Here is an 18,523-nt window from a genome sequence, read left to right as displayed (position 1 = left end):
CAGCGCGGCCCAACGATTCACGCTCTCAGCAGTCTCGCCATGATGTGTGCATGTGTATACGTGTAACGTATGTGTAATGTCCCGTGTACGTCGCGCACGAGACATTACATCGAGCGATTGCATATTTTCAGCCTGTGTTTCGCATTCCGGCGGCGATGCCGTTGATGGTGAGCAGTGCGCCGCGCAGCAGTTCGCCTCGGCTATAGCGCGAACGGATTACGCCGGAGGCGGCGCTGGTCTTGTGCTGGCGCAAGCGCTTCAGCAGGGAGACTTGCAGGAAGCCGAGGGGAACGATTGTGCTGTTGCGGAGTTGCACCGAGCGCTGGAGGTCGGGGTCACCATCGAGCAGGCGCTCATGACCGGCGATCGCCAGCACCAGCCCCTTGGTCAGGTGATACTCGTTGCGGATCTGCTCAAACAGCCGCTCAAAGCGCTCCCGGTCTTCGGGCTGCGACAACTGCTGGACGTAGTGGCTGGCGATTTGCAAGTCCACCTTTGAAAGGGTCATTTCGCATTTGGAAATCACCATCTTAAAGAAGGGCCACTTGTAGTAGAAATAGCGCAACAGCTTCAGATTTTCCTCTGGCTCCTCTTGCAAGAATTCGTTAATCGCCGTGCCCACACCATACCAGGAGGGCAGCAAGAAGCGCGTCTGCGTCCAGCTAAACACCCAGGGAATGGCCCGCAGGCTGCCCAGGTCTTTTTTGCCGCCGCGTCGAGCAGGCCGGGAGCTAATTTGAAGCTGGCTGATTTCCTCAATCGGCGTGACTTGGTGGAAGAAATCGACAAAATCCGGCTGTTCGTAGATCAAGGAGCGGTAGTGGGAGCGCGATCGCGTCGCCAGTTCCTCCATAATTTCGTGCCACGGCTGGATATCGTCGAATCCGTTTCGCAGCAGGCTCGCCTGCACCACCGCCGCCGTGATGGTTTCTAGGTTATACAGCGCCAGTTCCGGCAGGTTATATTTCGAGGCCAGCACCTCGCCTTGTTCTGTAATTTTGATGCGACCGTCGATGCTGCGACCTGGCTGAGCCAGAATCGCTTCATAGGCCGGCCCGCCGCCGCGACCCACAGAACCGCCGCGCCCGTGGAAGATTCGGAGGGAGATGCCGTAGGTTTCGGCCATCGCCTGCAACGACTGTTGGGCCTTGTGGATTTCCCAATTGCTGCTGAGGAAGCCGGAGTCTTTATTACTGTCGGAATAGCCCAGCATGATTTCCTGGAGCGAGGCCCGCTGCGGCAGCGTACTCCTAGAGCCTGCAATATCCACCTTTTGCCCCGTCTCTTCTTGCTGGCGCTCGGCATAGCCGCCCGACAGATATGCCCGATAGAGCGGCAGCTCAAATAGCTCTCTCATGACCGACGGGGCGCGGAGCAGGTCTTCTACCGTTTCAAACAGCGGCACCACGTTGATTGCGCCGCCGCCCGTGGCGGGGTCGTAGATGCCTGCCTCCTTGGCCAGCAGCAGCACCTCCAGCAGGTCGCTAGCGTGGTGGCTCATGCTGATGACGTAAGTCTGGCAAATGGCAGGGCCAAACTCCTGATGCAGCTTGCGAACCATGCGGAAGGTTTGGATGGTTTCGCAGGTTTTTTCAGAGAAAGGCAGTTCCGACGGGATTAGCGGGCGACGGGTTTTTAGCTCGGTGGCCAGCCAGTGCGATCGCTCTTCCTCCGTCATCTCGTGGTAAGACTTGGGCAGAATTTGCAGGTATTCCGCGATTTCGGCGATCGCATCCGAGTGGCGGCTACTTTCCTGGCGGATATCCAAGTGGGCCAAGTTAAAGCCGTAAATTTCCACCTGACAAATCAGATTCTCCAAATCTCGGCAGGTCAGGCCCGTTTCCTCCAGATTTCTGCGAATCAGTTGCAAATCTGCCAGAAACTCATCACCAGAGCGATAGAGCGTCGCCGGGTTATAGTCCGGAGACTCATCGTTGAAATAGTCGCCGTTGTAGAGCTTGCGGCTGCGCTCACAGGTATTTTCCAGCCGCTTCTGGATATAGCTCAGCTTCAGGCGATAGGGTTCCTGTCGATAGCGGATGGCAAGCTGTTCGTAGACTTCGGGCATCTGCGCTTGGTCTTGCTCCAGCGACTCTAGCAGGTCGGGCAAGACATCGCTCCAGTGCAGCGACAGGCTCAGCAGGTTGATCAGGTGCTTCACCGACTGAATGTATTTTGCTAGCACTAGGTTGCGCTGATAGCAAGCGGTTTTCCAGGTGATTTCCGGGGTAACGGACGGGTTGCCATCCCGGTCAGACCCGACCCAAGAGCCAAACTTGCAGAAGTTGTAGCGGGGCGGATGTAGCCCTGGAAAGGTCGCTTCCAGCGCCGAACGGAAGCGGTAGTAGAGGTGGGGGATCGCGTCAAACAGCACTTCCTGGAAGTAGTGCAGCGCATAGTCTACCTCATCCAGCACTGTCGGCTTGAACTGGTGTAGTTCGTCGGTGCGCCACCATAGGCGAATTTCTTCGGTCAGTTGTTCCCGCAGCGTTTCCGTTTCCCAGGATGAGGACAACCCCAGCATCTGCATACTGTCTTCGGCAGTGTCGAGCTGGCGCAGGATTTTGGCGATGCGGCGCTGTTTGTCGCGGATGGTGTGGCGGACAATTTCTGTCGGGTGAGCGGTGAAAACTAGGCGAATGTCGAGGTTGTCGATCAGATTTTGGATCTGGCGTGGCGGCACGTTGAGGTTGGCTAGCTTGGGAAACAGCCCCCGGAACGTACTCATTTCTCGGCGCAGGGCGGTTTCCTCTCGCAAGCTGCGCTCTAGCATGTCAGCACTGAGTCCGGCAGTTTGGGTCTCAGACTCGGACTGGCTCTCTTCGGAGGCGGTGGCAACATCGTAGGAGGCGCGATATTGCTGCTGCTGTCCGCGCTGTTCGTAGTGCTGTTCGACGATGTTGATCAACTGGAAATAAAGCGCAAAGGCGCGGGCAGCCCGAATAGCATCGTTGAGATCCAGCTTTTCGATCACCGCCAGGGCGATCGCCTCACCCTCTTCTGGCGCTTGCCCTTCTGGAGAGCAGACTAAGCGCAGTTGCTGCAACAGATCAACCAACTGCTGGCCACACTCTTGCTGAAGCACCGACTCCCATAGTTCTTCAACCAGCTTCAGCCGATGGCGAAGAAACAGATCTGTAGCTGAAGTGGCTGAAAGGGGCTGGTCGTCTCGATCTTCTGTGGCAGTGCCGGTGCTAAAGGCATCATCCGACGAGTGGAGGATGGAACTCATGGCGTGTCCTGGCTGGATTATTCGATAATTTTAGGAGGTTTTTAATGGTGCTAGGAAAAACACCATGAAAATCATCGCTTATTCTTACGCTGATCCGAGGTTCGAGACTGTACCCAATGCATCACTTAAGGCTTCCTTTAATGATTCCGCTGGTGGTTCTGCATGGTGGGCGATCGCAGATCGAGTCTACCAGGATTACTCAGGATTGGATGCTGCAACGGATCATCCTGCCTCGAATCCTGTGATAGATTGCAGGGAAAACAGCATTGCCCCCGGCGCTGCCCATCGACCGCAGTGGCAACAGCTTGTGCAGGATTGCCAGGAGAACCCGCCGGACGCAGTGCTGGTTCGTCAGCTATCGGATTTGGGCGAGTCGGTGGCGGAGGTGGGCGATCGCCTGGCCGAGCTAGAGGCGCTCCATATTCCGCTACGAATTGCAGGCACTGATCCCCAGACTCCTGCGCCCTCGCCTGTGGAACTGTTGCAGCAGTTTCAAACGCTCCAGTCTGCCCAGCATCGCCAGCGCATTCAGCAGGGCCACGCCCGCAACCGCATCCAGGCCCAGCCGCCGCCCGGCAAAGCGCCCTATGGCTATCGGCGGGGCAAGGATCGCTACGTGCTGGATCGGACGACGGCCCCAGTGGTCAGGGATTTCTTCGATCATTTTTTGCTCTATGGTTCGCTGCGCGGCAGCATCCGCTATTTGCAGCAGAAATACAACAAGAAAATTTCTAGCTCCACGGGCAAGCGCTGGCTCACCAGTCCGGTCTATCGCGGCGATCTGGAATATCACACAGGCGAGGTCGTGCCCGATACGCATCCGGCGATTTTGCCCAGGGCTGAGGCGGCCCAGGTGGATCGCATTTTGCGGCGAAATCGCAAGCTGCCGCCCCGGGCCGCCAGTGCCCCGCGATCGCTCTCTGGGCTGGTCACCTGCGGCGAGTGCCAGTCGGCTTTGCGGGTGTGCAGCGTGACGCGCCCTCGCCAGTCCCAGAGCTATCTCTACCTGCGCCCTGCGGCCTGTCCCCGTGCGAAAAAATGTGGGGCGATCGCCTACGAGTCCGTGCTGCAAGCCACCTTCCAGCGCATTTGCACCGACCTGCCGCGCCTGGTTTCGGGCACGCCCCTGCCCGATGTGGAACAGATGCAGCGGGCGATCGCCGCTCAGATCCACACGCGCCAAACCTGGCTGGGTCAACTGCCCGATCTGGTGCAGCAGGGCGTTCTCGATCAGCAAACCGCCGACCTCCGCGCCTACACGCTGCGAACCGAAATTGCCCGCCTGCAAACCCAAATCGACCAATTGCCCCCAGCAAACCTAAGGGCGATCGCCCAGGTCATCTCGCTGCCTCAGTTCTGGCTCGACCTGTCAGAGTCTGAGCGCCGCGCCTATTTCCGCGAATTTCTGCGGCAAATCGTGCTGGAGCGCGAGGGAGAAGCGTGGCAGGTAAGGCTGGTGTTTTTGCTGGAGCAGCCTAACTTTTGACCGCTGATACTTTTCCCAGCCCCGCCCGCGCCAAAATCTCTGGAATTAGATCTTCCCGCTTCACCGCCATCATGTGAACGCCCTGGCAGAGTTGCCGCGCCATTTGCACCTGCTCAGCGGCGATCGCCACGCCTTCTTCTAGCGGATGGGGCGCTTTTTCCAGGCGATCGATGATGTGTTGGGGAATCTGGGCACCGGGCACATTCTTATTAATAAACTGGGCATTTTTGGCAGACTTCAGCAAAAAAATGCCCGCCAGAATCGGTCGATTGCAGCCCGCCGCAACCTGATGCATGAACTTGTCCAGACGGTCAAAATCGGTAATCAACTGACTCTGAAAAAACTGCGCCCCCGCCTCAACCTTCCGCTCAAATCGGCGCTGGAGTCCCGACCAGCTTGGACACTGCGGATCGACCGCTGCCCCAGCAAAAAAGCTGGTCGCCCCATCCGTCAGCGGCTTCTCGTTAATATCCAGCCCCGCATTGAGGTTGCCGATTAACCGCAGCAGCCGCACCGATTCCAGGTCAAACACGGGCTTGGCATCGGGATGATCGCCCGCCTTGATCGGGTCACCCGTCAGCGCCAGCACATTGCGAATGCCCAACGCCTGCGCCCCCATCAGGTCTGCCTGTAGCCCAATTCGATTGCGATCGCGGCAGGCCACCTGATAAATCGGCTCGATGCCCTCCCGCAGCAGCAGCGCCGCCGACACCAGCGACGACATCCGCAGCACTGCGCGACTACCGTCGGTGATATTCACCCCATGCACCCAGTCTTTGAGTAAATGCGCCATTTGCAGCATGTGTGTCGGGTCGCAGCCCTTTGGCGGCATCACCTCGGCAGTGATCAAAAATTCGCCAGACCGGGCAGCCGCTTGCAGGCGGGTTGAAGGAGCCAGAGATCGGGGTTCAGCAGGCAGGGATGAAGAGGTAACCATAATCAGCGGATTCTAATAACTTGGGGCATCGAGATTTCAGGGGCAATTGAGCTAAGGGTGATCAAGATTCATAGCCCGACCCCTGTTCGCGCAAGCGCTGCGGAGCAATCTCCCTGACCCCTTCAAACGGGCAAAGCGTATCCCAGCGCCTTTTTCACTTTGGTTAGCGTGATGTTGGCGATCGCCTCTGCCTTTTCTTTGCCCTCATGCAAGACCTGCTGCAAATAGCCCGGTTCGCCCATGATCTCGTGATAGCGATCCTGAATCGGCTTCAGTGCAGTAATCATCGTCTCCGTCAGCAGCGGTTTGAACTGCCCCCAGCCCATCTCGGCACATTCCTTCGCCACTTCGTCCTTCGTCTTACCCGACAGGATCATGTAAAGCGTCAGCAGGTTAGTGCATTCCGGGCGTTCAGGATTGTCAAACTCCAGTCCGCGAATCGGATCAGTTTTGCAGCGCTTGATCTTGCGCTGAATCTCTTCGGGCGAATCCAGCAGGTTGATTCGGCTCAACTCTGACGGGTCAGATTTTGACATCTTCTTCGTGCCGTCAGTCAGGCTCATTACCCGTGCGCCCTCAGCGCGAATCATCGGCGTAGGCAGCTTCAGGATCGGCGCATCCTCGCGACCAAACTGGTAGTTGAGTCGGGCGGCAATGTCGCGGGTGAGTTCTAGATGCTGCTTTTGGTCTTCGCCGACGGGTACTTTGTCGGGTTCGTATAGCAGAATGTCTGCCGCTTGCAGCACGGGATAGCTGAGCAGGCCTGCGCCGACGTTTTCGCCCTGTTTCACAGCCTTTTCCTTGAACTGGATCATGTCTTCCAGCCAGTTCAGCGGCGTAATGCACATCAACAGCCAGGCCAACTCTGCGTGGGCGGGCACATGAGACTGCACAAAGATGGTGGCGTGTTCCAGGCTAATGCCGCTGGCGAGGTAAGAGGCGGCGACTTTGTAGGTGCTTTCGGCCAGTCGTGTAGGATCGTGGGGCACAGTAATGGCGTGCAAATCCGCCATAAATAGATAGCTGTCGTAGTCTTCCTGAATTTCGACCCAGTTGCGAATGGCTCCGAGGTAGTTGCCCAAGTGCAACTCACCCGTTGGCTGAATACCAGAGAGAACGCGCTGCTTGCCCATGAAGCTGTTTGCTGATGAAAGTATCTTGACAGTGAGGACGGCGGAAGCCTAAGAAAGCGTTATACCCGCGTGTTTTCAACCATAACCCAAATAGCGTTTTGGGATGTAGCTGTCGTGCGGATGGGCAAACCTGAAAATCTGCGGGTTGCGAATCCCGATTGCCCACCCCCATAATGAAGTAAATGTTACGAAATTGTAAAACTCGTAAGCAATAATTCACAGCCCCCCATGACTCATGCTTCTTCCGACTCGATGACGCAAGCCCTGGCGGAATGCATTGCTCTGCTGCAAGATCTACAAACTCATGCAGCGGCCAATGATGCGTTTGACCAACTGAAAGTCCACATTGCCGAGTCGAATCCGGCAATGGCTAATCTGCTGGAAATGTTATGGCGAGAGGCAGTGGCAGGGCGGCGATCGGCCGCGTTTTGGCAGCAGATTTGCGACGTGGAGCGCGACCTGACCGAAAACCTGTCGGCAAACCACTTCCAGCTTCAGCAAAACTATCTGCGCCTGATGCAAGAGCAATAGCCTGGGGCGCTCAAATGAGATTGGGTAAACCCTGACAACCACGACCGAACAGTGCAGACCTGTGCCCACGGGTCTTCGCTATTGCATGAATGGCGTTGCACTGAGGTTTGTTCCGGCTTAGTGGAATCAGGGGATCGTGGCTTAAAGGTCAGTGGCTTGCCAGCGTGATCTCTGCAAGACTCTACTCTGCTCTATTCCAATCTGCTCTATTCCAATAGACTTGCGGAACCCACATCAGCCCTTGGCTCTTCATAGAGCTTGCTTTCCAGCCCGTCCGGTGGCTGTTTGTGAGGCTCCAGTTCTAGCCCGTCCTGCGGTAGCCAAATCCGCAGCCACGCGCCGCCTGTTTCTGGATGGTTGCTGGCCAGCACCACACCCTGATGGGCTTCCACGATTTGCCGAACAATTGCCAGACCCAGACCGCTGCTGGTGCGGTGGTATGGCTCGGCTTCACTTGAATGAGATGAATTTGAATGAGATGCATTCGACGCTTCGGAACTGGCAGAGCGGTTGGGTGGCAAGCGCGATCGCGCTGGGTCGGCCCGATAGAACCGCTCAAACACATGAGGCAAGTCTTGCTCCGCAAACCCGGTTCCTGCGTCAAACACCTCCAGCCAAACGCCCATTTCAGGGCGACTGTGGGTAGACTCTTCTACAAGTCCTGTGCTGATTCGCACCGTGACCGTTTCCCAGGGCGGACTGTATTTAATGCTGTTGTCTAGCAAGTTCATCAGCACACGATAAATTCGGGCCTCATCGATTTGCACCGGCAAAGACTCTGGCCCCTGATAGCTCAACTGCACCTGCTTTTTGCGAGACAACGGCTCCAGATTGAGCCAGGCCGCCTGCACCAAGTCGGGCAGATTGACCTGTCTCAGATGCAGGCATTGAGACGATTCGCGGTCGATCAGCGCTAGGTCTAGCAAGTCCTGCACCAGGTCACTGAGACGAATAGATTCACCAATTAGCCGATTGACCCAGCCCCGCAGCGCTGGATCGAGCCGAGTTTGCAGTGTTTCGGCAATCAGTCGGATAGAGGTGAGGGGGGTTTTTAGCTCGTGGGCGACATCGGAAGCCCAGCGATCAAGCTGCTGTCTGAGCTGCACCGCTTCTTGACGGCTTTCCAAAAACACGCCGACATGCTGCTTGGGCATGGGAACTGCATAGCCCCTCAGCACGTAAGAGCGCTGGCGAGTCAGCTGCAACACGTCTGGACTAACGGGGTAGAACACCCAGTCTTTCTGGCATAGCGTTTTGGAATTGCGGGCTTGCTCCACAAGGTCGTCTAGCTCGTAGGAGCGCACCAGTTCCAGCAGCAGGCGAGGACTTTCGGACTGGTGCGGCGGCGCGGGGGTGAGGTCTAAGAGCGATCGCGCTTCGGGGTTGCACCAAACCAGGCGGTTTTCATCATCGAGATGGAGATAGCCAACGGGCGCAACCTCCAAGATAGAGCGGTAGGTAGACACCTCCGCCTCCAACTGCTGCTGAACCCGCTGCTGGCGGGCCACCGTCAGGGCAAGCTGAGACGTAGCCGAAAAGGGAGAAGTTTCCACATCTGCGGCCCGCAGCTCCCGGAGCAGTCGGGTGAGGCGCTGGCGCTGGCGAACCTGCTGCCAGCACAATAGCCCCAAACCAATGAGCAGCCCCAGCAAGAAATCGAGAATACCCACCGCAGATCCTTTGAGAGTACCTCTGAACGCCCCCACTCAGCCGCCCCAGGGCACCTAGCCGAAGCGATAGCCAAACCCGCGCACCGTGGTCAGATATTCGGGGTGGCTGGGGTCTAGCTCTAGCTTTTCGCGCAGCCAGCGAATGTGGACATCCACCGTCTTGCTGTCGCCCATGAAATCAGGCCCCCAAACCTTTTCGATGAGCTGCTCTCGCGACCACACGCGCCGGGGATGGGTCATGAACAGTTCCAGGATGCGGAACTCTTTGGGCGAGAGGTTGATGGCTTCACCCCGCACCGTCACGCGGCACTCTTGCGGAAACAAGGTGATGTCTTGAAACCTCAGGTTGCCATCCCCAATCTGGGGCTGGGCCTGGCGATGGCGACGCAGCAGCGCTCGACAGCGGGCAATCAGTTCCCGCATTCCGAAGGGCTTGGTGAGATAGTCATCTGCGCCCACTTCTAGCCCAACCACGCGATCGGTTTCGCTGCCTTTGGCACTGAGGATGAGAATCGGTACGGTGCTGCCGTTGTGGCGGATCAGACGGCACAGATCCAATCCGTTCACGTAGGGCAACATTAAGTCCAAAATAATCAGGTCAATCTCAAACTCGGCGTAATCACCCTCGTCGGCGCGAGTCATGATATCCAGCGCGGCCCGCCCGTCCTCTGCCACGAGTACGTCGTAGCCTTCGTCGCTGAGGGCGAGCTTAATCGTCTCACGAATGAGTTCTTCGTCTTCCACCAGCAGCACGCGACCGAGCTTGACATCGGTCTGAAGCAGCTTGCTATCTAGCGCTGGGGTGTCCTGAATCATGGAGGCCATGAATTTTTCGCGGTGAATCTTCAGGCCAATCTTACCAAATTGGTCGAAACAGATTGAGGGCGATCGCCCGCGCAATTTTAAGGAATCCTTAAAACTGGTCAGAAAGCCTGCACTAAGTCTGCACTAAGCCTGCACTAAGCCTGCACTAAGCCTGCGTCCAGCCTGCGCCCTACTCAACCGCCGCAGCAGCGATCAACCCCCAGGCTGTCTAGCAGCAAATCGCTGACCGCATTGGCTACGGCAAACTCGCTAAAAAAACTGCGGGAAAAGTCAAACGCCTGCATTTCCGTCACTAAGGCAATTACCAGCGACCCCAAATCTGTTTCCCCTTCCATACGATGTCGCACAAACACCTGCGCCGCCCGTCGGGCAATCTCTGCATTCACTGCTTCGGGGATAAACTCTTCGTCGAGCCAGCGGTGCAGCGCCGCCTGGAGCCATTCGCCCTCCTGCTGGGGATGGGTCGCCACGGGCAGGGTAATTGCTGGGATCGGTTCAGCCATAAGCAATTCTTAAGCAATTCTGAGGCAACTTCGAGTCTGAGGCAACTTTGAGACAAATTTTTGAGACAAGTTTTTGAGACGAATTTGAGACAAGCTTGAAATAACGTCGCGTTTGCAATTCGTGTTTGAGATTCACGTTTGAAAGTCGCGTTTGCAACACCTTCGCGCCTGACTCAGCGATTTCGCAGTCTGTTCCGTAGGATGAGGGTATGACCTGGTATCAGTATGACATTGAGGCGATCGTCCAGCGCTATGCCCAGGGATATTTCTTGATGGCAGAAGACACAGGCGACTCGCTGGGTTGGTATTCCAGCCAGCAGCGGACGCTGATCCCGCTGGATGATCGGTTTCGGTATCCGCGATCGCTCCAGCGGGTGCTGAACCAAAACCGCTTTTCGGTGGCGATCGATCGCGCCTTTTCAGAGGTTGTAGACGGCTGCGCCGACCGCGACACCACCTGGATCTCTGGCGAACTGAAGGTGATTTATCACGAACTCCATCGCGCGGGCTATGCCCACAGCTTTGAAACCTGGCAGGGCGATGAGTTGGCGGGCGGCATTTTGGGGATTATTGTCGGCGGTGCGTTTATTGGCGAGTCGATGTTTTATCGAATTCCCGACGGGTCGAAGGTGGCGATGGTGAAGCTGGTGGAGCGATTGCGCGATCGCCAGTTTGTCCTCTTTGACGCGCAAATGATGAACCCCCACCTGGCCCGCTTTGGAGCCTACATCGTCAGCAACCGCGAGTATCGCAAGCTGTTACAGCGGGCCGCCGAGATCCATCCCTCGCTGCTTTAGAGGCCAAACTATCACAGAGGCGATAAGCCGTTGCGCGACTCAGCCCGGTATCTTTCCAAAAGCGATATCGGGTAATGCCCTGCTAGTCTATGAGATCCTTGACTTTGTTCTTTGCGCCCATCCCATCATCTTGCCAGCATTCTCATATATGAGGTGTGTGAGGGCTACTGCAACGTAGTGAAGAAGACTGGCGATCCCTACCTGCAACCGCTGGCGGATTACCTGGAGCGATCGCCCAACGACGAAATCTCAACGCGGGCGATCGCCATTGGCAATCTGATGATTGAAGGTAACTACTCAGGCTTAAAAGAATCCCTATTTTCTGAGAGTTGACTTGGGAAGCAGATGGGCACCTCGATTAATTGCCTTATTGAGAATTTTAGGAGTCTGAAACCCTTTTTTCTCGTAGCCATTCTCAAGAGGATCTGAATTTTTCGAGGTGCCCAAAACAATGTCTAGCATCAGCGCAAGATCCAGAAGCCTGCGAGATTGGTGCAATATGAAAGGGAAAGAGTAAGCTTTGGGCAAGTCATATAGCCTGCAACTGACTTGCCCAGTAGGATATGAAACACGTTGAGCATGGGGGATAAAGTCGGGCTTTGCAAATTACGTTTTTGGGAACCAGTTCGGGGGTGCCAACGCGATCGCGCAATGTGTCGAGCATCGCGCTGCAACTGCCGCAGCGGGCAGAAACCTGGCTGTTTGACTGTGGCGAAGGCACTCAGCATCAGATTTTGCGGAGCGATATCCGCATCAGCCAGATCAGCCGCATTTTTATTACCCACATGCACGGCGACCACATCTACGGGCTGATGGGGCTGTTGTCGAGCATTGGGCTGGCGGGCAACCCCACGCGCATCGATGTCTATGGTCCGCCGAAGCTGGATGACTATTTGCGGGCCTGCGGTCGCTATTCCCAGACCCACTTCTCCTACCCCGTCAAGGTTCACACGGTCGAACCGGGCGTGGTGTTTGAAGATGCCGAGTATGTGGTGAACTGCGAGGCGCTGACGCACCGCGTTCCAGCCTTTGGCTATCGCGTATCAGAAAAAGACCGACCCGGCCGGTTCAACGTAGAGCAAGCCGAGGCGCTGGGCATTCCCTCTGGCCCGCTCTATGGTCGGCTGAAACGGGGGGAAGTGGTGACGCTGCCCGACGGCCGCCAGATCAATGGCGCAGACCTCTGCGGCGAGGTGCAGATCGGGCGCAAGTTTGTCTATTGCACAGACACCATTTACTGCGACAGTGCGGTGGAACTGGCGCGGGATGCCGATGTGCTGGTTCACGAAGCGACGTTTGCCCATCAAGATGCCGAACTGGCCTATCAGCGGCTCCATTCCACCTCCACTATGGCGGCGCAGGTGGCGCTGAATGCAGGCGTGCAGCAGTTGATCATGACGCACTTTAGCCCGCGCTATGCTCCCGGAAATGCAATCGCCCTCGAAGATCTGCTCGCCGAGGCCCGCGCTATTTTCCCAAACACCCTCATGGCGCAAGATTTCTACACCCACGAAATTCCGCGCCGTCGCCCTGTCGCCCTCACGGCTAGCCGCCGCCCCCCATCCCCGTCCCGACGCTAACCCAGCCACTGAATCTCTCAACCCTTCGTCCTTAAAACCCAAAATCCAAAACCCAAAAATCCAGATTCATTTAGAACCTACTAGGACCTACGCAGTTGGACGATTTCTCGCGGGCTATGCCTGCAAGAAATCGTCCAAAACCCAGACAACTTATCGCAAGTGCGTAAGTTCTGTCATTCTATTTCTCGTTCGGGCTTACTATAGAGTCTGAGGTTTTGGGCAACCGCTTGACACATCTACGAACCCGTCTCCGTCCGCTGCCATTTCCTACCCCCAGGCTGCCTGTGCGTCGTATGATCGCCCCCACCGATTTGCTTTGGGCCCTGATCGGGTTGGTGTTGACGATTGGCGGCACGTTTCTTCGGGCTTCGATTACCAATGCCCCGTGGGAGTGGGCACACAGCGGTCTGCAAACGCACTCGCTAGGGGTGACGTTTCAGCTTGGGGCGGTGCTGCTGGTAGGGTGTCTAGGGGGGCGCAACGCAGCAGCCATGTCTCAGATTGCCTACGTGCTGCTGGGGCTGACGTGGTTTAATATCTTCGCCCAGGGCGGCGGGCTGGAGTATATTCACCGTCCCAGCTTTGGCTATTTGCTGGGGTTCATCCCTGGCGCGTGGATTTGTGGAGCGCTGGCGTTTCGCGTGCCGCCCCGGCTGGAGTCATTGGCCTTTAGCTGCCTGTGTGGGCTGGTGACGGTGCATCTGGTGGGTATGACCTACCTGGCGATCGCCCATTCCAGCAACTGGCTCCTGGCTCCCACGCTGCCGCTGGGCCAGCTTCTCATCCTGCATTCCCTCCAGCCACTCTTGGGGCAACTGGCAATTTTGTGCGCCGTCACGGTCATCTCCTTTGCCCTGCGACATCTCTTGTTCTACTGATGCAAATCTAAATTTCTGCAAACTGACCTCTTGCCTGACGGCACTCCGCTTCTCTCTGGCTGCGCTTGACTTACTAAATGACCATGCCGATTAAAAACTTTCTCTTTTGGGCAGCAGCCGTGTTGGGGGTCGTCTTTGACCAGATCACCAAGATGGCGATCGCCCAAAACATGACGCTCACCGATCCACCCCAAACCATCCCGCTCTGGGCCGGTGTGTTTCACATCACCTACGTCACCAACAAAGGCGCGGCCTTTAGCTGGTTTAGCGAAGATGGAAGCTGGCTGCGATGGCTGTCGCTGGGGGTCAGCCTGGCCCTAGCAGCGCTGGCAATTTGGGGGGCACGGCTGCCTCGCTGGGAGCAGTTGGGCTACGGGCTGATCATGGCAGGCGCAGTCGGCAACGGCATCGACCGCTTCATGCTGGGAGAAGTGATCGATTTTCTAGACTTTCGCCTGATCCGGTTCCCCATCTTCAACTTTGCCGATGTCTTCATCAACCTGGGCATCCTCTGCCTGCTCTTCGTCGCCTTCGGCCCCAGCAGCAGCGACAAAAAATCCTGAACACCCAGCGCATCACCTTCCTTCTTCGGTTTTCCTTCTTCGACAGGACTTACGCCCTTGCGATAAGCTCTTTGGGTTTTGGACAATTTCTCGCGGGCTGCGCCTACGAGAAATTATCCAACTGCGAAAGTCCTATTCATTTTTCCTTCTTCGTTCTTCCTTCTTCCTTCTTCGTTCTTCAATCTTCGTTCTTCATACCCCCCTCCACCGATCCCCCACTGTGTCATAATCATTTACATAAATTCTCATCTTGGCCAGGGGAGGCCCGTAGAGCGATGAGTGGTGTAGAAAGCAGTGCAGAGGCAATCGATCCAAGGACGCTCGACCGCCACGAGTGCGGCGCTTGCGGCTATATCTATGAGCCAGTCAAAGGCGATAGCCTGGGCAAAATTGCAGCCGGAACCCCGTTTGAAGAACTGCCGACCGACTGGCGCTGTCCCGTTTGCGGGGCCCGCACCGCTCGGTTTACAAACATCGGGCCAGCAGGCAGCCCCTCTGGTTTCAAGGAAAACTTGGGCTACGGATTTGGCGTGAACACGCTCACACCGGGTCAGAAGAACTTGCTGATTTTTGGTGGGCTGGCGATCGCCGTTCTGTTTTTCCTCAGCCTCTACGGCTTGCAGTAGGAGAAGTTTGGAGTCATATATTTTGGAGTCATATACAGCGACTCCGCTCTGGCGACTCCACTCGACAAGCCCGCTTCAGAGGTATTCCAGCCCCAAACCCCTCAGTGAACCTCCTATTCAACATTAGCCAACGCGCACAGCGCCCAATAGTTCGATGAATCGACTTCTCCTCTCCTTCCGACGCATTCTCATTTTGCTGGCGGTTCTGGTTCTGTCTACCGGATGCTCCCGGGGCTACCTGCCATCCATGAGTTTTAACCCCTGGCAGGTGGTCGAGTTGCCAACTACTGCGACGCTCTCAGACGTGGCGTTTATTGGCAATTCGCCTCACGGCTGGCTAGTGGGCAAATCGGCGACGCTGCTGGAAACGCAGGACGGTGGAAAAACCTGGGAACTGCGATCGCTCGATCTGGGCGATGACCTGTCCTACAGCTTCACATCCGTCAGCTTTGCTGGAGAGGAAGGCTGGATTGCGGGGCAACCCTCGATCTTGCTGCACACGACCGACGGCGGCAAGTCCTGGCTGCGGGTGCCGCTGAGCGCCCAGCTACCGGGTTCGCCAAACACGGTAAAAGCGCTTGGCCCCAAGACTGCTGAAATGACCACTGATATCGGAGCCATCTACCAAACCAAAGACGGCGGACGCTCCTGGCAGGCATTGGTGCAGGAAGCAGTCGGCGTAGTTCGCAACATCTCTCGGTCGGACGATGGGCGCTATGTGGCGGTTTCGGCCCGTGGAAACTTCTACTCCACTTGGGAGCCGGGTCAGGATGCCTGGCAGCCGCACAATCGAACCAGCTCCCGCCGATTGCAGAATATGGGCTTTGCTAAAGATGGTCGGCTCTGGCTGCTGGCGCGGGGTGGGCTGGTGCAGTTCAGCGATTCCGAAGATTACGAAGCCTGGGGAGAGCAGGTCGCGCCGGAGTTTGCCACAAGCTGGGGCTTGCTCGATCTGGCCTATCGAACTCCTGACGAGATTTGGGTCGCGGGCGGCAGCGGCAACTTGCTTTACAGCAACGATGGTGGACAAACCTGGCAAAAGGATCGCGCTGTCGAAGACGTGCCTTCCAACTTCTACAAAATCGTGTTTGATTCACCGGAGCGTGGTTTCATTCTCGGCCAAGAGGGCAACCTATTGCGCTACGATGCAGACGCGGCTGCCAAAGCAGCTTAGCCAACGCAGTTTGATCGAATGCTGAATCTAATGTCGAATCTACAGCGATGAGCAAGAGATAGCTTTACAAGGTTGTGACTCTTCCCCTGCTCTCGTATGATAAAAGTTATGATTTCGTAGTTTCTTTGGGAGGGATCTGAATGGCTGGCAGCACTGGAGAACGTCCATTCTCAGACATTGTTACAAGCATCCGGTATTGGGTAATTCACAGCATCACCATTCCGGCTTTGTTTATTGCTGGATGGCTGTTTGTCAGCACGGGTTTGGCCTACGACGTGTTTGGCACGCCGCGTCCGAATGAATACTTCACGCAAGAGCGTCAAGAAGTGCCAATTGTGCAAGATCGGTTCACGGCAAAAGAGCAAATCCAGGAATTTTTGAAGTAGCAAGCGACAGTTTATTATGACGAGCAACAATCCCAATCAGCCTGTTTCTTACCCTATTTTTACCGTTCGCTGGCTGGCGGTTCATACGCTGGCCGTTCCCTCAGTGTTCTTCCTGGGGGCGATCGCCGCAATGCAGTTTATCCAGCGATAGGAGAGCAACATGGAACGCACACCGAATCCAAACAATCAGCCTGTCGAGCTAAACCGCACGTCCCTCTATCTGGGTCTGCTGCTGGTGTTCACGGTTGGTATTCTTTTTTCTAGCTACTTCTTTAACTAGGGCGATCGCTTGTTAGCCGAAATGAGTTTTCATACCAGCTAACAAGCTGTTCTAGTATCCAGATTTCAGATTCGATTTTGCTGTGTTTTTGGTCAGGTTAGGAGAGTTTCGGAGAGACATTATGTTGTCAAATGGCAGAATTCCGCTGTGGGTTGTCGGGACGATTGCGGGCCTTGGCGTAATTGCAATCGTGGGTCTGTTTTTCTATGGTGCCTACGCAGGCATTGGTTCTTCGATCTAGAAAAATCGACTGAGAAAAGTTGACGAAAGTTGACGATTGAAGCACGCCCTGATGCGGCAGGTTTCTGATCAGAACTTCTCTTGAATATTTGTCTTGAATCGTAGGCTCCAGTTGGCGGCATCGCTGCAACACTGGAGCCTTTTTGTGTGAAATCTCTGGCATGAATCCAGTGTGGAACGTGACCCGTGTGGAGCGTGACTGATTGCGATTTTGGATTGCTGGGGAAGTGTCTGTAAGTCCTATGTGAAATTTGCTGGGAACGGACGGGCGGTTGAATGCGTCTCGGCCGCTTTCTGGAATCAGTGAAATGCCCGTTATCGGGTTGAATTTGGGGTTGAATTGTCAATCCTGTCTCGATCCTGTCCCGATAGGAATTTTCCTGAGGCGAAGAACTGAGTAGTGCGATCGCCCCGTTTCTCACCCACCTCGTTCTCGCCGTCCCGCCTGCAACAAGCCTGCAACAAGCCTGCGACCGTCCAAATCTCACCGCTGCCGTTCTTGCCGTTCCCTCCCGTGAGCCAGAGTTCCCCTCGTCAGAATTTGACCTTTAATCAGCAGAGCTACCTACGGCTGAAGCTGGCGCTGAGTCTGAATCTGCGCCGACAGGTATTTATCGCCGTATGCGATGATCTGCCCCTGCGCGATCGCCTCGCCTCCCAACTCCAGGCAGATTTCTCCAACCCGTCGCCGATTCACCAGGGCGATCGCGCTTTTTGGGAAGTGGGAGAACGCCGCTATCCCCGGCTGGTGACGCTCGATCTCAACCTGTCTGACCCCAATCCGATCGTGCAGGTGGCGCAATGGCTGGCAGATTCGCCGCCGCCGATGAATGGCAAACGGCGATCGCCCGTGCCCGCCTTTCAGTTTTTGGGCATCGAGCAACTCACGCGCCAGTCTCCGACCACTCAGCGCATGTTCATCACCCATTTGCAGGGGATCGAGCGCAGCCTGCCCGTGCTGGATTCTAGCCTGCTGTTTTGGATGCCGCAGCCCTGGTTTCGGCTGTTGCCCCAGTCGGCGCTGGAGTTTTGGCGCTGTCGAACGGGCGTGTTTGAGTTTGTTGGGGAGCCGACCCCACGCCCACCCAGAACGATGACCCCCATCGTCAGCACAGCGCCCGCGGCCCCGCCTAATCCGTCGCCCAGCCCGTCACCCAATTCACTGTCCAATAGCGCCGCCTCTTCTCCACCTGCGGCTCGCGCTGTGACACAACCCACGCCCCAGAAAACCACGCCCGCTGCACAAGCGCCTGCCAAGGTAGACGTAGCCCAAAAAGTTGAAAAAGTTGAGACACCGACCGCCAAAGCGCCAGAATCCAAACGACCCGCCGATGCTGGCGCAAGTCCTCCTGTGAATCCCTGGGCGATCGCCCCGTCTGCTCCACCTGCGACCCCAACTGGAACGGTTCGCCCCGCTTCGCCTGCGAACTCCTCTGCGAACTCCTCTGCAAAGTCCCCAGCAGCCTCATCAGCCCGCCCTGCGGCGATCGCCAAACCGCCTGCGACCCCAGTTGCCGCGCCGCCGCCTGCCTCGTCTGCTGCTGCCAAACCGTCGTCTAGCCTCGTTTCTGGCTCGTTTCGGCTAGATGCCGCGCAGACTCCGGCTCCCTCCTCGGTTTCCGTTGGGCGATCGCCTGCGACATCGGCGGCCATCGGAAAACCGCCAACGCCTCCAGCAGACT

19 protein-coding genes and 1 pseudogene are annotated in these 18,523 nt (G+C 56.5%); 14 read left to right on the top strand and 6 right to left on the bottom strand.

Features of this window, described 5'->3' with window-relative positions:
• Positions 1 to 127: 127 nt before the first annotated feature.
• Positions 128 to 3,232 carry a phosphoenolpyruvate carboxylase gene (gene ppc / locus IGS51_RS03835; RefSeq protein WP_297076100.1) on the bottom strand — a complete coding sequence of 1,035 codons (3,105 nt, stop codon included), beginning with the start codon at positions 3,230 to 3,232 and terminating at the stop codon, positions 128 to 130.
• A gap of 241 nt (positions 3,233 to 3,473) precedes the next feature.
• On the opposite strand from ppc, the gene IGS51_RS03830 reads away from it, so the two are divergent.
• Positions 3,474 to 4,718, top strand: a complete 1,245-nt coding sequence (locus IGS51_RS03830; RefSeq protein ID WP_297076098.1) for a recombinase family protein — start codon at positions 3,474 to 3,476, stop codon at positions 4,716 to 4,718.
• Here the strand turns inward: IGS51_RS03830 and IGS51_RS03825 are convergent.
• Together IGS51_RS03825 and trpS are read right to left on the bottom strand one after the other, a co-directional pair.
• Positions 4,708 to 5,655 carry a methylenetetrahydrofolate reductase gene (locus IGS51_RS03825; protein ID WP_297076096.1) on the bottom strand — a complete coding sequence of 316 codons (948 nt, stop codon included), beginning with the start codon at positions 5,653 to 5,655 and terminating at the stop codon, positions 4,708 to 4,710. The two genes, IGS51_RS03830 and IGS51_RS03825, sit on opposite strands and share 11 nt — an antisense overlap.
• Before the next feature lie 122 nt (positions 5,656 to 5,777).
• Complete coding sequence (gene trpS, locus IGS51_RS03820) at positions 5,778 to 6,788, bottom strand: tryptophan--tRNA ligase (protein ID WP_297076093.1); 1,011 nt, start codon at positions 6,786 to 6,788, stop codon at positions 5,778 to 5,780.
• Between the two features lie 228 nt (positions 6,789 to 7,016).
• Here trpS and IGS51_RS03815 point away from each other — a divergent pair, with 228 nt between their 5' ends.
• On the top strand, positions 7,017 to 7,319 hold the full coding sequence (locus IGS51_RS03815; RefSeq protein WP_297076090.1) for a hypothetical protein: 303 nt from the start codon (positions 7,017 to 7,019) through the stop codon (positions 7,317 to 7,319).
• Between the two features lie 206 nt (positions 7,320 to 7,525).
• Here the strand turns inward: IGS51_RS03815 and IGS51_RS03810 are convergent, their stop codons facing one another.
• The 3 genes from IGS51_RS03810 to IGS51_RS03800 form a co-directional block, all read right to left on the bottom strand.
• Entirely contained in the window at positions 7,526 to 8,989 is a 1,464-nt protein-coding gene (locus IGS51_RS03810; protein ID WP_297076088.1) for a PAS domain-containing sensor histidine kinase, read from the bottom strand.
• Positions 8,990 to 9,043: 54 nt separating this feature from the next.
• Positions 9,044 to 9,805, bottom strand: a complete 762-nt coding sequence (locus IGS51_RS03805; protein WP_367279248.1) for a winged helix-turn-helix domain-containing protein — start codon at positions 9,803 to 9,805, stop codon at positions 9,044 to 9,046.
• 182 nt (positions 9,806 to 9,987) lie between these two features.
• Positions 9,988 to 10,317 (bottom strand): hypothetical protein, encoded by a 330-nt coding sequence (locus tag IGS51_RS03800; RefSeq protein WP_068507949.1) that lies wholly within the window; start codon positions 10,315 to 10,317, stop codon positions 9,988 to 9,990.
• Positions 10,318 to 10,526: 209 nt separating this feature from the next.
• Between IGS51_RS03800 and aat the strand changes: the two genes are divergently transcribed.
• The 12 genes and pseudogenes from aat to IGS51_RS03740 all read left to right on the top strand — a co-directional run.
• Positions 10,527 to 11,114, top strand: a complete 588-nt coding sequence (aat, locus tag IGS51_RS03795) for a leucyl/phenylalanyl-tRNA--protein transferase (protein WP_297076081.1) — start codon at positions 10,527 to 10,529, stop codon at positions 11,112 to 11,114.
• A gap of 111 nt (positions 11,115 to 11,225) precedes the next feature.
• The gene (locus tag IGS51_RS03790; protein WP_297076077.1) at positions 11,226 to 11,447 is read left to right on the top strand and encodes a hypothetical protein; all 222 of its coding nucleotides are present in this window, start codon (positions 11,226 to 11,228) and stop codon (positions 11,445 to 11,447) included.
• A gap of 266 nt (positions 11,448 to 11,713) precedes the next feature.
• Positions 11,714 to 12,694 carry a ribonuclease Z gene (locus tag IGS51_RS03785; protein WP_297076074.1) on the top strand — a complete coding sequence of 327 codons (981 nt, stop codon included), beginning with the start codon at positions 11,714 to 11,716 and terminating at the stop codon, positions 12,692 to 12,694.
• 293 nt (positions 12,695 to 12,987) lie between these two features.
• On the top strand, positions 12,988 to 13,572 hold the full coding sequence (locus tag IGS51_RS03780; protein ID WP_297076104.1) for a biotin transporter BioY: 585 nt from the start codon (positions 12,988 to 12,990) through the stop codon (positions 13,570 to 13,572).
• Positions 13,573 to 13,655: 83 nt separating this feature from the next.
• Positions 13,656 to 14,135, top strand: coding sequence for a signal peptidase II (lspA, locus tag IGS51_RS03775; protein WP_068515795.1), 480 nt, complete (start codon positions 13,656 to 13,658; stop codon positions 14,133 to 14,135).
• Positions 14,136 to 14,410: 275 nt separating this feature from the next.
• A complete protein-coding gene (locus IGS51_RS03770; protein WP_297076072.1) occupies positions 14,411 to 14,761 on the top strand; it encodes a rubredoxin in 351 nt (116 codons plus the stop codon).
• A 154-nt stretch (positions 14,762 to 14,915) separates the two neighbouring features.
• Entirely contained in the window at positions 14,916 to 15,935 is a 1,020-nt protein-coding gene (locus tag IGS51_RS03765; protein WP_297076070.1) for a photosynthesis system II assembly factor Ycf48, read from the top strand.
• Positions 15,936 to 16,075: 140 nt separating this feature from the next.
• Positions 16,076 to 16,321 carry a cytochrome b559 subunit alpha gene (gene psbE / locus IGS51_RS03760; protein ID WP_172356704.1) on the top strand — a complete coding sequence of 82 codons (246 nt, stop codon included), beginning with the start codon at positions 16,076 to 16,078 and terminating at the stop codon, positions 16,319 to 16,321.
• Between the two features lie 16 nt (positions 16,322 to 16,337).
• A complete protein-coding gene (gene psbF / locus IGS51_RS03755; protein WP_068507271.1) occupies positions 16,338 to 16,472 on the top strand; it encodes a cytochrome b559 subunit beta in 135 nt (44 codons plus the stop codon).
• Between the two features lie 9 nt (positions 16,473 to 16,481).
• Positions 16,482 to 16,601: a photosystem II reaction center protein L gene (locus IGS51_RS03750; protein WP_172356706.1), complete on the top strand. Its 120-nt coding sequence runs from the start codon at positions 16,482 to 16,484 to the stop codon at positions 16,599 to 16,601.
• 121 nt (positions 16,602 to 16,722) lie between these two features.
• Positions 16,723 to 16,842: a photosystem II reaction center protein J gene (locus tag IGS51_RS03745; protein ID WP_068507269.1), complete on the top strand. Its 120-nt coding sequence runs from the start codon at positions 16,723 to 16,725 to the stop codon at positions 16,840 to 16,842.
• A gap of 513 nt (positions 16,843 to 17,355) precedes the next feature.
• Positions 17,356 to 18,523, top strand: a pseudogene (locus IGS51_RS03740) (hypothetical protein); the annotation flags it as partial.

The sequence above is a fragment of the Thermoleptolyngbya sp. M55_K2018_002 genome (assembly GCF_015295965.1).
Lineage (GTDB): Bacteria > Cyanobacteriota > Cyanobacteriia > Elainellales > Elainellaceae > Thermoleptolyngbya > Thermoleptolyngbya sichuanensis.
This window is presented reverse-complemented; position numbering and strand designations above follow the sequence as displayed.

Bases quoted from the DNA above. Each gene is read 5' to 3' on its own strand.
- psbE (WP_172356704.1), top strand. From the start codon at position 16,076: ATGGCTGGCAGCACTGGAGAACGTCCATTCTCAGACATTGTTACAAGC.
- IGS51_RS03745 (WP_068507269.1), top strand. From the start codon at position 16,723: ATGTTGTCAAATGGCAGAATTCCGCTGTGGGTTGTCGGGACGATTGCG.
- psbF (WP_068507271.1), top strand. From the start codon at position 16,338: ATGACGAGCAACAATCCCAATCAGCCTGTTTCTTACCCTATTTTTACC.
- IGS51_RS03750 (WP_172356706.1), top strand. From the start codon at position 16,482: ATGGAACGCACACCGAATCCAAACAATCAGCCTGTCGAGCTAAACCGC.
- ppc (WP_297076100.1), bottom strand. From the start codon at position 3,232: ATGAGTTCCATCCTCCACTCGTCGGATGATGCCTTTAGCACCGGCACT.
- lspA (WP_068515795.1), top strand. From the start codon at position 13,656: ATGCCGATTAAAAACTTTCTCTTTTGGGCAGCAGCCGTGTTGGGGGTC.
- trpS (WP_297076093.1), bottom strand. From the start codon at position 6,788: ATGGGCAAGCAGCGCGTTCTCTCTGGTATTCAGCCAACGGGTGAGTTG.
- IGS51_RS03765 (WP_297076070.1), top strand. From the start codon at position 14,916: ATGAATCGACTTCTCCTCTCCTTCCGACGCATTCTCATTTTGCTGGCG.
- aat (WP_297076081.1), top strand. From the start codon at position 10,527: ATGACCTGGTATCAGTATGACATTGAGGCGATCGTCCAGCGCTATGCC.
- IGS51_RS03825 (WP_297076096.1), bottom strand. From the start codon at position 5,655: ATGGTTACCTCTTCATCCCTGCCTGCTGAACCCCGATCTCTGGCTCCT.
- IGS51_RS03815 (WP_297076090.1), top strand. From the start codon at position 7,017: ATGACTCATGCTTCTTCCGACTCGATGACGCAAGCCCTGGCGGAATGC.
- IGS51_RS03800 (WP_068507949.1), bottom strand. From the start codon at position 10,317: ATGGCTGAACCGATCCCAGCAATTACCCTGCCCGTGGCGACCCATCCC.
- IGS51_RS03805 (WP_367279248.1), bottom strand. From the start codon at position 9,805: ATGATTCAGGACACCCCAGCGCTAGATAGCAAGCTGCTTCAGACCGAT.
- IGS51_RS03780 (WP_297076104.1), top strand. From the start codon at position 12,988: ATGATCGCCCCCACCGATTTGCTTTGGGCCCTGATCGGGTTGGTGTTG.
- IGS51_RS03770 (WP_297076072.1), top strand. From the start codon at position 14,411: ATGAGTGGTGTAGAAAGCAGTGCAGAGGCAATCGATCCAAGGACGCTC.